Source organism: Actinokineospora auranticolor (assembly GCF_041897805.1).
GTDB lineage: Bacteria > Actinomycetota > Actinomycetes > Mycobacteriales > Pseudonocardiaceae > Actinokineospora > Actinokineospora auranticolor.
In genome coordinates, this window is sequence record NZ_CP154825.1 from 3851572 (window position 1) to 3865762 (window position 14191).

Sequence of the window (14191 nt, forward strand, 5' to 3'; positions counted from 1 at the left end):
GTGGGTACGAGGGCCCACCCCCGGATCTCGCTAGCCGTTGATGGTGCAGGTGGTGGTTGCTGTGGCGGTGGTGTTGCTTTCCGAGGTGGCGGTGAAGGTCACTGTCGTTTGGCCGGAGCCGCTGTTTCGCTTCGCGTGCACTGGAACCCGCACGGTCTCGCCGAACTGTGCTGTGGTCAGTGCGTTGGGTACGGCGACAGTCCACTCGGAGTTGTCGGTTTTGGCTGTGACGCGGTAGACGTCGCCGTTGAGGTAGGCGCTGACGTCTTCTGGGTGTTGTCCGGCGGGCTTGGCGCCGGTGCCGGTGTTGGACAACGGGAACGCGCAGGTCGCGACGCCGTCCGGGGCAGGGTTTGCGGATGTGGATTGCACCTGGACGCCGCGCTTCTGCGGGCCCGCGCCGCTGAGTGAGCGGATGGCGACGGTGTAGGACAGGATGCCCTTGTCGTCGCGTTTGATGTCGAGGATGTAGAAGTGCAGGCGGTTGGCCTGGTCGACGTATTCGTACTGGCTGCCGGAGTTGGTGCCCGCGTGGAAGAGCGCGTCGGAGAGTTGGCGGTAGTCGCCGAGGGTGATGGGGACCTTGGTGCCGTTCGGCAGGACGTAGTCGGTCATGCCGATGTCCTGCGGGTTGGCGTCGACCACCCAGGTGAACGGGGCTTCGTCGGTGTTCTTCGTCTTGGCGAGCAGGACGCCGGAGTCCGGGGTGAACGAGTCCGAGCCCATCCGGTCGACGACCTCGACGGTGTAGTTCTGGTAGCCGCCGCCGTCGCAGTACGGGTTGGTGCGGATGTCGCACCTGGTGGACAGGTCGCCCCGGTCGAGCACGATGTTGATGCCGGAGAGCCCGGTCTTGCCCGCCTGCGCCTCGCGCGCGGTGACCTGGGCGATCACCACGCCGGACTTGGCCAGGGCGTCCCGGGACAGGCGCAGGACGTTGGCCTCGTCGAGGAACCCGAGCTTCAGCTTGTTGCGCAACGTGTGCTGGGATCCCATCGACGCGCCCGCGGTGGCCGGGACGACCCAGCGGGAGTGCGGGCCACCCGGGCCGTTGAACGCGCCGCGGGAGAGCATGTCCCAAATACCCGAGTAGTCCCGGCGTTGCGGGGTTCCGAACGGGTTGCCGTAGTTGTCGCCGATGCCGAGGATGTGGGTCAGTTCGTGCGCGAACACGCCCTGCCCCGAACTCTCCGCCTGCGTGGACGAGCCGCTGACCGCGTTGGGCCACAGCGTCGAGGCCGACGCCCACGACGTCCAGTCCACGTAGCGGGTGCGCGCCCAGTTGGGCAGTGCCGGGTCGGGTGAGCCGAACGCCTTGGGCACGTCCGCCTTGGTCGCGAACTTGATCGGGCCGAACTCCTGCCAGGTGCTGGTCTCGTCCTGGCCCGCGGACAGGTAGTAGACGAAGTCGAACCCGGCAGGCACCTGCGACCCGGCCGCGGCGACCCAGGCCGCGCGGCCGTCGGCGCGCAGATCGCGGGTGCACCGGTCGCCGGAGGGGCAGGCCGTGCCCGACTGGAACTCCATGCCGTACTCGTGGTCCTTGCCGGGCACGGTGTACGGCCCGAACGCCTTGAGGTCGACGCCGAAGCGCCCACCGGAGTTCTCCATCCAGTACTCGTGCACCGTGTGGCCGCGGTTGAGCGCGCCCGGCTTGTTGAGGAAGTCCTGGTAGAACTGCCCGACCTGGGCGCGGGGGATGTCGTGCGCCTCGGTGCCGGGGTTGCCGAACACCGTCGAATGCGCCGGTTGCGTCACGACGAACGGCTGGTTCCGGTAGTCCAGCAGGACCAGCGCCCCCTTGAACGTGCGCTTCGACCCCTTGACCGCCGGGTCGGCCCAGTTCGTACCGGGGATCTCGCGGTAGTCCCGCTCCCACGTCATGTGGTCCGGGTTGACCCAGTTCTGCGGGTCGATCGGCCCGGGTAACCCGTCGAGCGCCGTGACCCGCGCACCGTCCCGGGCCTGCTGCCACGGCTGCTGCTGGGGCCAGTGGTCGTACTGCCACTGGTGTTCGAGCGGGGCGGGGGGAGCGGCGATCGCGTTGCCACTCATGGAGAATAGCGTGGCGGTGGATAACAGCGCGCCGATCAGGAGTAACGGGCGCCTGCGAACCTGGGCGAGGTACATGCCGCCTCCGAAGTGTCGATCCACCCATGCTAGCGATCCGGACTGGTCAGGAAACCTTTGCCAGTTAACGGAAATCTCCGGAGGTATACGTTTCACCCCGCCTGATCTGTTATGCCCCCGACCCGGACGGACGGGCGCAATGGGCGCGTCGGTTGAGCGGCCAAGGTGTGTGATCGGCCAGCTGAGAATTTCGTTCCGTACTCTCAACTCCGGCGTCCTATAACGGTGTTACCACTCCATCGACGACCCTGGGGAGAGATTCACGATGACCACTCGATCACGCCTGTGCGCGCTCGCCGTCGGGCTCGCCACCGCCCTGCCGCTGCTGGGCGGTACCACGGCGGCCGCTGCCGATCCGGCCACGGCCGTCGGCGTCAGCGGTTCCGGGCGCGGGCTGCTGCCCGGAGACCGGTTCCCGATGTGGGCCGGTGACCCGATCACCCTCGACCTGGACGCCCACGCGACGCCGCGGCCCGGAAACCCGTGGCGCGCCAACGGCCGGTGGCAGGCGGTGCACACCCGGCCGGACGGCACCCTCCACGCGGCGTTCGGCGGCACCATCGACAGGCTGACGGCGGCAGGCTCGCTCGCCGTGCTCAACGGCGTCGTCACCTGGAAGGACAACCCGGACAACCCTGACCTGCCGATGATCGGCGCCCCGGTCGCGCTGAGCGTCGCGGACCGCCCCGACGGGGACCGCGTCGGCTTCGTCTGGGGCTTCGCGGGCGAGCCGGTCGCCCCGGGGCAGGCGCACGTACCGTTCTTCGCGCTCGAGCAGAGCACGCTCACCGTCCGCACACCGGTGCCGGGCCCGCGCGGCGGCGTTCCCGGCAGTCGGGCCGGTCTGCCCGAACGCCACGTCACGGGCACCCTCGACCAGGGTGACCGCAAGATCACGGTGAACGCGCACGCACCCGCTGGAGCACCGCCGTCGGCGGCGACCGGCACGATCACCATCAGCGACAGCGCGGCAACCACGGTCGACGCGACGGTCACCGAACTCGACGCGAGCGGCCCGACGGCGATCGTCACCGCGACGGTGACGGCAGGCGGCGATCCGTCGTTGATCGGCCGCCGGATCTCGGTGTCCGGCTACGACGGTGGGTCGCTCGACTGGGCGGGTGTGGTGCTTCCGGGGCAGGAAGTCCTGCCCTATCAGGGGATTCTGCCGTGGCGTCCAGCGATCCGGAGTGACCTGACCGTGCTCGATTGAGCACGACCTCGTCCGGGCCTGGGCGCATGACGCCCGGGCCCGGACGCCCGCCGCCGACCGCTGCTTCTGAGGGTGCGTAGTCGGGAGCAAACCGGGCTGTCCTGACTAGGAATGCGACCGGGCGTTTCGGGCTGCGTTCACCCGGGGAGATCGGTCAGGGCTCGCGGTCTTGTGGCGTGGAGGGCGAGGGAGTCGAGGAGTTCGGTGAGGGATTCCGTGACCCGGGTCTGGCCCTCCTCCTCGATCCGCAAGCGGCCGGTCGAGTCGAAGGACAGGTGCTGTTCCAGGAGGAAGTGGCCGCGGAGGACCTGTTTGGGTGACATGGACTGCACGACGGGGCGTAGGCCGTAGTCGATGGCCAGGAGGTGTGCGATCGAGCGGCCGACCGCGAGGGGCGCCACGGTTTTGCCCGCGAAACCGTCCTGGGGGAGGAGGTCCAGGAAGATCTTGAGGAGGCCGGAGAAGGAGGCTTTGTAGATCGGGGTGACGAGCACCACCCCGTCGGCCGCGGCCACCTTCTCGGTGGCTCGGGTGATCGCCTGGTCACCGCGGTCGGCGGAGAGGAGGGGGGCGGCGGGGAGTTCGCGCAGGCGTAGGTGGACGGCGTCCGGGAGGGTGTCCGCCACCAGGTCCGCGAGTGACGCGGTGCGGGAGACCGGTGATGGGCTGCCGGACAGCACGATGATCCTGGACATGGGGTTCACTCCGGTTCAGTGGGATTGGGCCGGGCAGTAGACACCGGTCCTCGGTTGCCGGTAGTCGCCGTGGGAGATGACCGTGTCGTGCCTGCTGATCGTCACGTCGCCCGTGGTCAGGGCCCAGGTGAGCAACTCGGGGTTGAGTCGGGCCATGACGCGGATCAGCGGGGTGTCGGTCATGGACCCGCTCAGGACCGAGTGGAGGGCGCGCGCTGCGGGCTCGGTGAGACAGGTCAGGTGGCCCATGAACGTCAGACCGGTGGTGTAGCCGACGACCACGCCGTCGGGGCCGGTGACCACGTGCGGGTCGACGCCGCCGAAGCCGCCTCGGGCGGCGAGGGCGATCTCGGAGTCCCTGGCGTACCCGTTGACCGTGCGGTGGATCTCGGCGCAGGCGGCGAGGTCGGCGGGCCGCATGGGGCGCACCGTGAAGTCGCCGACCGCGTCGGGGTCGGTGACCCGGCCGCGCAGGACGACCAAGTCGTCGCGGGCCACACAGCCCATCGAGGTGTAGAGCCGGTAGACGGCCAGGTTCGCGGTGGTCTGCACCACGTGCGCGCCGGTGCGACCGGTGTCGGCGATGGCGTCGAAGGTGGCGGCCATGAGGTGCTTGCCCACCCCGCGGCCCTGGGCGTGCGGGGCGACGCTGAGCGGGCCCCAGGTGGCGACCTCGTCGCCGGGGAGGACGAAGTTCGAGCCGAGCACCGCGCCCGCGCCGTCCACGGCGACGAGCGAGCGGCAGCGGGGGGCGGTGAGCCGTTCCCGGATCACCGCCTTGGCCTGGTCGATCCCGTCCCACTCCGGCGGCAGGCCGAGCGCGGCGTTGGCCTCGTTGAACGAGTTCAGGCAGATCCGGGCGAGCGGGTCGAGGTCACCGGGGACGGCCGGTCTGATGTGGACATCGCCGCGGACCCGCTCGACCGCGGCCCGGGGGACCGGGGCGGGGAAGTAGCCGACCCGGGTGAACCAGTCCACGTAGCGGGCGAAGAGTTCCTCGGTCATCGGGGGGCACACCGGGCCGCCGTCGGCCAGCGCCGCCTCGGTGTCGGTGAGGTCGACGGTGACGTAGGCGTTGTCCGCGGTGTGGATGGTGGCGTCGAACGCGGCGAGCATGGGGTTCATCGCGTTGTCCCGGTCGGCGGCGACGCGCTCGACCCAGGAGTCCCAGTCCAACTCGGTCAGGTGGTGGCCTAGTCGGCGCAGGCAGTCCACCATGTCGTCGAACCCCAGGTGCTGCCGGTTGCCGTGGTGGTAGGTGCCGGGCGGCTGGTGGGCGAGCGCCACCACCGCGGCGCTGACGTGGTCGACCGGCACGAGGTGGAATCGGCCCTTGCACCCCGAGGGCACCGCGCCTGCCTGCAGCAGACCCTTGATCGCCAGCCAGACGAAGTCGTGGCGCTGGCAGGCCCCGGTGGCGGTGTCGCCGGAGATCTCGTCGACCCGGTGGACCGACACCGGCAGCCCCCGGTCCCTGGCCAGTCCGACGAGCTGCTCGGCGACCCACTTGCTCTGCCGGTAGCCCGACCACAGCTCCTCCGGCGGGCCAGTCTGGTCCGATGTGGACAGTGGTCGCCCGGTGTCGCGGACGGCGGAGAACACGCCGGTGGTCGAGACGTGGTGCACCGGGACGGTGCGGTGCCGGGCGGCGAGCCGCAGGACCTCCCTCGTGCCGCTGACGTTGGCCGCCCGGAGCGCCGAGTACGGGTAGAGACCGTTGACGTGCGCCGCGGCGTGGTAGACGACATCGACCCGGCGGGCCAGCGCGTCGAACTCCTCGGGGGACAGCCCGAGAAGCGGCTCCGCGAGGTCCCCGGGGACCACGACCAGGCGCGCCGGGTCGACCTCGGCCCCCAAGCCGTACCAGTCCAGGTTCTCCTGGACGCGCCGCAGCCCGGCGGCGGCGTCCTCGGCCCGCACGAGGCAGTGCACGGTGGCCCGGGTCGTGCGCACCAGCTCGCGCAGCAAGTACGCGCCGAGGAACCCGGTCACCCCGGTGAGCAGGATGTCGCGCGGTTCGACGGACGCGGTGACCACCTCCGCGGCGGGCACGATGTCGTCGTCCAGCCAGACCTCGCCCGCGAAGTCGACGCGGTCGGCGGACTCGGCGTCGAGCCGGGTGAGCAGGTCGTCGGCGAGCACCGCGAAGGTGGGGTGCTCGAACACCAGCGTGGCCCGCAGGTCGAGACCGGTGCGCGCGACGAGTTCGTTGCGCAGTTCCACCGCGGCGAGCGAGTCGAACCCCAGGCCGTCGATCGGCGCGTCCGGGTCGATCGCCGCGGCGTCCCGGTGCCCGAGCACCCCGGCCGCCGCCGCGGTGATCATCTCGACCAGGGCGATGAGCCGCTCCTCGTCCGTGGCGAGCGCGCGCAGGTCCCGCTCGGGCTCGGGTGGGGCCTGCTCGACGACGGGTCGCGGGGAGGGGGCGCGGTCGATCCAGAACCGGCGGTGCTCGAAGGCGTAGGTGGGCAGCTCGACGGTCCGGGCACCGGATCCGGCGAAGAACCGGTACCAGTCAACGGGAACTCCCCGGTTGTGCAGCCTGCCCAGACCGGTGACCAGCGTCTCCGGTTCCGGTTGCCCCGCGCGCAGCAGCGCCAGCGCGAGGTGGTCGGCGCCGGTCATGGTCTCGTGGACCGCGGCGGTGAGCGCGGCGTCGGGGCCGAGTTCGACGACGGTGTCGACACCCGCCGCGCGCAGCGCCGCCACGGCCGGTCCGAACCGGACGGTCGAGCGGATCTGGCGGACCCAGTAGTCGGGATCGGTCCACGGCGCGTCGGCGGTGCCGGTGACCGTGGACACCATCGGCACAGCCGGTGACCGGTAGGCGATGGTCTTCGCGGTCTCCGCGAACTCGGCGAGGACCTCGTCCACCAGCGGCGAGTGGAACGCGGTGCTCACCGCCAGCCGGGTCGCCTTCACCCCGGCGGCCCGCGCGCGGTCGGCCACCGCCGAGACCGCGGGCTCGGCCCCGGAGATCACCACGGCCGTCGGCCCGTTGACCGCCGCGATGTCCACATCGGACTCGTAACCGACGAGCAGTTCGACGGCGTCGGCCGCGGACAGGCGCAGGGCGACCATCGCCCCGGGGCGGGTCGGCCTGGCCAGCAGCCGTCCCCGCGCGGTCACCAGGGTCGCGGCGTCCGCGAGGGTGAACACCCCGGCGACGTGGGCGGCGGCCAGTTCGCCGATGGAGTGGCCGACCAGGTGGTCCGGGTGCACCCCCCAGTGCGCGAGCAGCCGGAACAGGGCCACCTCGACGGCGAACAACGCGGGCTGGGCGTGGTCGGTGCGGGTGACCAGGTCCGGGTCCACCGCGCCGGACAGGATCTCGGGCAGCGGGGCGGCGAAGTGCGCGGCGACCTCGTCGAACGCCTCGGCGAACACCGGGTGCGCCCGGTAGAGCCCACCGCCCATGCCCGGTCGCTGCGCGCCTTGCCCGGTGAACGCGAAGGCCACCCGGCGGCCCGCGGCGGCCAGGTCGCCGCCACCGCGCTCGGCGAGGTCGGTGAGGCCGCGCCGCAGGTCGTCGCGGTCGGCGGCGACGACGACCGCCCGGTACGGCAGGGCGGCCCTGGTCGTGACCAGCGAGTGGGCGATGTCCAGCGGCGGGGCGTCGACCTCGATCAGCCCGCGCGCCTGGCCCCGCAGCGCGTCCCGGCTCCTGGCCGAGACGAGCACCGGGACCACCGGCGGGTCGGCGGGCTCCCGCGGTGGGGTCGGCGGCCGGTGCGGGGGCTCCTCCACGATCACGTGGGCGTTGGTGCCGCTGATCGCGAACGCGGAGATCCCCGCGCGGCGGGGCCGGTCGGCGGCGGGCCACGGGCGGGCCTCGGTCAGCAGGGCCAGCCCGCCCGACGACCAGTCCGCGTACCGGGTGGGTTCGCTGACGTGCAGGGTGCGGGGCATGAGGCCGTGCCGCAGGGCGAGCACGCACTTGATCACCCCGGCGACCCCGGCGGCGGCCTGGGTGTGCCCGAGGTTGGACTTGACCGCGCCGAGCCAGGCCGGGGTCTCCCGGTCGGCGCCGTAGGTGGCCAGCAGCGCCCCCGCCTCGATCGGGTCCCCGAGGGTGGTGCCGGTGCCGTGCGCCTCGACCAGGTCGATGTCCGCCGTGGTGAGACCGGCGTCGGCGACGGCCCGGCGGATCACCTGCTGCTGTGCGAGGCCGTTCGGCGCGGTGAGGCCGTTGGACGCGCCGTCGGAGTTGACCGCGCTGCCCCGGAGCAGGGCCAGCACCGGGCGGCCCTGCCTGCGGGCGTCCCCGAGCCGCTGGAGCAGGAGCACCCCGATGCCCTCGCCGAACGCGGTGCCGTCCGCGTCGGCGGAGAAGCTCTTGCACCGGGAATCGGCCGCGAGACCGCGCTGCCGGGCGAAGGTGACCACCGCGTCCGGGGTGGACTGGACGGTGACCCCACCGGCGACGGCCAGGGTCGACTCGCCGGAGCGCAGGGACCGGCAGGCCAGGTGGATCGCGACCAGGGACGCCGAGCAGGCGGTGTCGACCGTGATCGCCGGTCCGTGCAGGCCGTGCACGTAGGCGACCCGACCGGACAGCACGCTCGCCGAGGTGGCGAACCCGAGGTGCGCCTCGTACTCCGGCAGGCCGTGCCCGAGCCGCTGGTAGTCGCCCCCGTTGACGCCCAGGAACACCCCGGTCGCGGTGCCCGCGAGGCTGCCGGGATCGATCCCGGCGCGCTCGAACACCTCCCAGGACAGTTCGAGGGCGAGGCGCTGCTGCGGGTCCATCGCGGTGGCCTCCTTCGGGCTGATCCCGAAGAAGGCGTTGTCGAAGCCCGCGGCGTCGTCGAGGAACCCGCCCTCGCGGGTGTAGGTGGTGCCGGGGTGGTCGGGGTCGGGGTGGTGCAGGTTCGCCAGGTCCCACCCCCGGTCGGTGGGGAACGGGCCGATCGCGTCGCCGCCGTCGACCAGCAGCCGCCACAGGTCCTCGGGGGAGCCGACCCCGCCCGGGTAGCGGCAGGCCATGCCGACGATCGCGATGGGCTCGGTGTCGCGGTCCCGGAGCCGTCCGCCCCTGCCCCCGGACCCGGACCCGGACCCGGACCCGGCGGCGGGGGCACCGGTGGCCCGCTCGACGATCCGCCGCGCGAGCGAGGCGGGTGTCGGGTTGTCGAACACGGCCGTCGCGGGCAGCGGCACACCGGTGGCGGCGAACACCCGTGACGCCAGGGCGACCGCGGCCATCGACCCCAGGCCGAGCTCGACGAACGGGCGGTCCTGGTCGACCCCGGTGGCCCCGGTGGCCGCGCGGACCTCGGCGAGGACCACGTCGAGCACGGCGTCGAGGTCGTCGCCGGACACGGTTCCGGCGGTGGGCCCCGGCGCGGGCGTCCCGGCGTCGTCGGGGCGGTCCGCGAGGAGGGTGGCGGGCAGGTCGCCGAGGCGGTGGCGGGTGATCTTGCCGGACGGGGTGCGCGGGATGGCGTCGACGCGGTACACCGCGACGGGGACCTTGTGGTAGGCCAGTCGTTCGCGGCAGGTGGCCAGCAGCGCCGCGGCGTCGACCCCGGACTCCTCCGGCACCACGTAGGCCACGGGGACCTCCCCGAGCACCGGGTCCGGTCGGCCCGCGACGGCGGCGTCGGCCACCCCGGGGAACTCTCGCAGCACCTGCTCGACCTCGACGGGGTGGATGTTCTCCCCGCCGCGGATGATGAGCTCCCGGAGCCGCCCGGTGATCGTGACGAAGCCGTTGGCGTCCCGGCGGGCGAGGTCCCCGGTGCGGTACCAGCCGTCGCGCAGCACCTCCGCGGTGGCCTCGGGCTGGTTGTGGTAGCCCAGCATGAGGTTGGGACCGCTGACCCAGACCTCCCCCTCGACCCCGGCGGCCACGTCGTGGCCGGTGTCCGGGTCGACCAGCCGGACGCCGACGCCGGGGACCGCCAGACCCGCCGACCCGGGAACCCGCCTGCCGGTCGGCCAGTTGGTGGTGATGGCCGCGGCCTCCGTGCAGCCGTACTGGTCGACCAGCGGCACGCCGAACGCGGCCTCGAACCGGCCACCCAGGTCCGCGCCGCTGGCCGAGCCCGCGACGAACCCGAGGCGCAGCTCGGGGAAGGCGGTGCGGTCGGCGCCGGCCAGCAGGTGGTGGTAGGTGGTCGGCACGCCCGCGAGCACGGTGGCCCGGTGGTCCCGCAGCGCGGTGAGCACGTCGTCGACGCCGAAGCCGGGCAGCAGCCGCGCCGTGGCGCCGACCGCGACGACGCCGAACACCGCGAGGTTCTGCCCGAGCCCGTGGAACAGCGGCAGCGGCCACACCACGACGTCGCGGTCGGACAGCCCGAGGATCGGCGCGTGGCAGGCCGCGGCCATCCACAGCGAACTCCGCAGCGAGTAGCGCACCCCCTTGGGGTTCCCGGTCGTCCCGGAGGTGTAGAGCAGCAGTGCCGCTCGGTCCATAGTGGACTCTTCGTCGAACGGCCCCGCGCCCGCCCCGGACGGGTGCCACGCGTCGACGTCGACCACCCGCGCCGCGGTGGCCACCCGGTCGAGCCGGGCACGGTGCGCGTGGTCGGTGATGACCGTGGTGGCGCCGCTGTCGGCGAGCACGTGCGCGAGATCCGACTCGCCCGAGTTCGGGTTGAGCGGGACGCTGACCCCGCCCGCGAGGACGGTGGCCAGGGTCGCCTCGACCGCGGCCACCCGGTTGCCGAGCAGGACCGCGATCGGTTCCCCCGGCTCCGGGCCCAGGTCGGCCGCGAGGCACCGGGTCCGGTGGTCGAGTTCCCGGTAGGTCAGCTCCCCGGCGGCGTCGCCGAAGGCGACCCGGTCCCCGCGTTCGGCGGCGTGACCGGCCAGCAGGTCCGACAGCGGGCGGATCAGGTCAGCGCGCATGGTGTGCTCCCCGAGGTGGTCAGCGGACGGCGTGGATGGTCCTGGTGGGACAGACGAAGTCGACCGCCCCGTCCGCGCCCGCGATCACGGCGAGCCGCTCGCGGGCCTGCGCGGTGGCCTCGGCGAGCCGGTCCGCGGGCACCAGGTCCCAGAGCATCCGGGTGGTGATGTTCCAGGTCCAGGTGATGTACGCGTCGACGGAGTCGAAGTGCGACACCGCGTCGACGGTGCCGACCTCGACCTCGCTGAAGCCCGCCGCGCGCACCGCGGCGGCCGTGCTCTCGGCGTCGGCGAGCGGGCCGCCGACCCCGAGCACGGGCGTCCACGGGTTGTCCACGCCCGCGGGCAGGTAGCCGCCGAGCACGTCGGCGATGATCTCCGCGGACTCCCAGCCCGCGGCGAGCCCGCCGTCCTGGGTGGGGAACGTGGTGGCCGCGAACCGACCGCCCGGCCGCAGCACCGCGGCGATCCGGCGCAGCGCGTCCGCCGGGTCGGGCAGCAGGAACAGCACCATCCCCGCGGTGACCGCGTCGACCGGCTCGTCGAGCGCGAGGCGCTGGATGTCGCCCTGGCGGACCTCGACCCAGTCCCGGAAGGGGCTCGCCGCGGCGTCCTCGGCGCAGCGGGCGGCCATCTCCGCGGACAGGTCGATGCCGAGTACGTGGCCGGTGGGACCGACCGCGTCCGCCGCCGGGAACAGGCACGCGCCGCGGCCGCAGCCGATGTCGAGCACCCGCTCGCCCCGACCCAGGTCGAGCAGGTCGACGACCTTGCGGCCGATCGGGTTGAACATGGCCGCGTTGTAGTTCCCGGCCGACTTGTCGTACGCGTCACCGACTCGCGTCGTCGTGTCGCTCACTGGTCACTCCTTGTCGGGTCATCCGCCCGCACCGCGCGGTCGGTCGAAGGGGTCGGGGTCGTGGACGGCGCCCGCCGGAGCACGAACCCGGTCCGCAGCTCGGCGCAGTGCGCCGCCCCGTCCACCCGCCACCACAGCTGGTCCGGGGTCGGCAGCATCTCCGAGGCCACCACCTCGACCGCGGGCAGGCGGGCCAGGTCGAGCACCGAGAGCGGGTCGTGGAAGTCGAGGTGCAGCGGCTTGGGCTCGGCGGGGTGGCGGACGTACACGTAGCGCGGCAGACCGAGGTCGCGGCGCAGGAGCTGGAGCGCGCGCCAGCGGTCGAACCGGTCCGCGCCGGGCGCGGGCAGCGTGAACCGCCACCGGGCGCGCTGGAGGACGACGCCGTCGACGGTGACCCGCGGGGTGTGGGTGCCCAGGTCGACCGGCACCGGCACCACGGCGGGCCGCGACAGCGCCCGGTGCAGCGTGGAGGACAGGTCGCCGGGGTACAGGAGCCTGCGCGTCCCGTCGACCTCCACCGCGTCCCCGGCCGCCGGGACCGCCACCTCGGCGATCGCGACCACCTCGGCCCGGGGCTTCGCGGACAGGCCGCTGAGCTCGATCGACGCCCCCGGCAGCTCCGGGGTCACGTGGGCGCTGCGCCGCCGCGAGACGATCGTGGCGCACTCGGCGTCGGGGATGGCCGCGCCGACCCGCTCGGTGAACCCGGCCCACAGGCCGTCCGGGTCCCCGTGCAGCGGCCGTTCCAGGCCGCCGAAGATCGAGCTGCAGTCGTCGTGCAGTTCGGCGAGCACCCACGTCGCGGTCGCGGGGTCGGCGCCCACCAGCATGAAGTCCGGGCTGGGCAGGCAGGCGTCCCAGTCCCGCACGGCCGGGTCGGCCCAGAACGGGGCGAGCGCGCGGGCCAGCGCGGCCCCGGTCAGCTCGGGCCCCTCGGCGGCCACGAGTTCGCGGAGCCGGTCCGCGAGCCGGTCCCGCCTCGGCGTCCGCTCCGGCAACTCGCGCGCCGCGAGCGCCGCCAGGGACGCGGGGGCGCCGTCGAGCTCGGCCCGGAGCACGTCGCGGGCGTCCGCCCTGGTGAGCAGCGCCGCGAGGTACACCAGCGGGAAGACCGCCGCGGTGACGTCGCGGAGCCGCCGCACCACCGGTTCCCCGAGGTGGACCCGCTCGCTGTACGGGCTGGACCGGTCCTCGTGGAACAACCCCCGGTCGGCGTAGTGCCGTCCGGCGTGGCGTTCGCTGCCGCCCACCAGTTCGGTGGCGAGCTCGCGGGCGGCGTCCAGGTGCGCGACGCGCTCCGGCCAGCCCGCCGCGGCGTACTTGTCGCGGTGGGCGGCCAAGTCGGCGGCCGGACCGTCGGGGCGGGCCTCGGCGAGTCGGGTGAGCGCGTGCAGTTCGGTGGCGGGCAGGCGCCACGGTGCCACCGTGAGCGCGGGGCCCAGGGCGCGCGCGTGCGGGGCCCGCGCGCCGACCGGTGTGCCGTCGCTGTCGCACCACAGCGCCATGGCCTCCGCCCGCACCCGGAAGCGGCGCCCGTCCCTAACGTGCTCCAAGCCCTGCCCCGAGTCCAGCGCCCGGAACATCGGGTTGCGCCAGGCCAATTGGTCTTCCGGAGCGGTCGCCGCGGCGTCCCGGTCCGCCAGCGCCTCCACCAGCCAGGCACTGGCCTCCACGACGACCCGCTCCGGGCCGGGCGGGTCGATCGCGACCGGTTCCGGTTGCCCGGGACGCAGGTCGGCGAACAGCACCGGACCGAAGAACGACACGGTCTCGCACTTGGTGCACAGGCGTCGCAAGTAGCGGTGCACCGTGTCGAGGTCGCGCCGGGCGGGCCGCTCCTGCCGGGCCAGCGCGGAGTGGAACCCGGGGTTGGACACGAACACCGCGTGCCGCAGGCGGTCATCGGACGCCATCGCGGCGACGTACTCGTACGCGGCCGACAGCGCCGAGTCGAACTCGGCCGGTCCGGCACCGGCCAGGTCCGCGACCGCGGTGTTCCACGCGAGCGTCCACTCACGGCAGTCGAGCGCGGTGAGCAGCTCGGCGCGGGTGTCGTCGATCTCGGCGCTCTCCTGGACGAGTCTTCGGCACGCGCGCAACGCCCGCAGGCTGCGCTGCCTCGGCTCGACACCGCGCACGGCGTCGGCCAGCCGCGGCCACATCCCGTCAAGGAACTCCGCGCGCAGCGCCGCCACCGCGTCGTGGGCCGCGAGCACCCGATCGATCAGCGCGCGGTCCACTGTGGCCAGTGGCTCGATGAGGGAGATCGGGAATCCGGTGGTGCGCAACAGGGTCCACGGCTGGACCGATACCAGCAGGTCGCCGGGTCCCGCGGGTACCGTCCAGGTGAGCGCGTCATCGGTCATCGAACACCTCGCCGGGAAACGGATGTGCTGTGGTCATGGGGGAGAACCCGCTGGACGTACTTGAACACCG

The 14191-nt window shown here is 73.3% G+C and carries 6 protein-coding genes; 1 reads left to right on the plus strand and 5 read right to left on the minus strand.

Translation table 11 applies throughout. From position 1 onward, the window contains the following. Positions 1–30: 30 nt before the first annotated feature. Positions 31–2130, minus strand: a complete 2100-nt coding sequence (locus V5P93_RS17195) for a M6 family metalloprotease domain-containing protein (RefSeq protein ID WP_181043550.1) — start codon at positions 2128–2130, stop codon at positions 31–33. 265 nt (positions 2131–2395) lie between these two features. Between V5P93_RS17195 and V5P93_RS17200 the strand changes: the two genes are divergently transcribed. Further along, the gene (locus V5P93_RS17200) at positions 2396–3343 is read left to right on the plus strand and encodes a hypothetical protein (RefSeq protein WP_104479852.1); all 948 of its coding nucleotides are present in this window, start codon (positions 2396–2398) and stop codon (positions 3341–3343) included. Positions 3344–3480: 137 nt separating this feature from the next. Here V5P93_RS17200 and ssuE read toward each other — a convergent pair whose 3' ends face one another. Genes ssuE through V5P93_RS17220 form a run of 4 tightly spaced genes read right to left on the minus strand, consistent with a single transcriptional unit; the run spans position 3481 to position 14121 of the window. Continuing rightward, positions 3481–4038, minus strand: coding sequence for an NADPH-dependent FMN reductase (gene ssuE / locus V5P93_RS17205; protein ID WP_104479853.1), 558 nt, complete (start codon positions 4036–4038; stop codon positions 3481–3483). A 15-nt stretch (positions 4039–4053) separates the two neighbouring features. After that, positions 4054–10893 (minus strand): type I polyketide synthase, encoded by a 6840-nt coding sequence (locus V5P93_RS17210; RefSeq protein ID WP_104479854.1) that lies wholly within the window; start codon positions 10891–10893, stop codon positions 4054–4056. Positions 10894–10912: 19 nt separating this feature from the next. Beyond that, a complete protein-coding gene (locus V5P93_RS17215; protein WP_219824003.1) occupies positions 10913–11752 on the minus strand; it encodes a class I SAM-dependent methyltransferase in 840 nt (279 codons plus the stop codon). Beyond that, on the minus strand, positions 11749–14121 hold the full coding sequence (locus V5P93_RS17220; RefSeq protein WP_104479855.1) for a lantibiotic dehydratase: 2373 nt from the start codon (positions 14119–14121) through the stop codon (positions 11749–11751). Before V5P93_RS17220 ends, V5P93_RS17215 begins: the two co-directional genes overlap by 4 nt. Positions 14122–14191 lie beyond the last annotated feature (70 nt).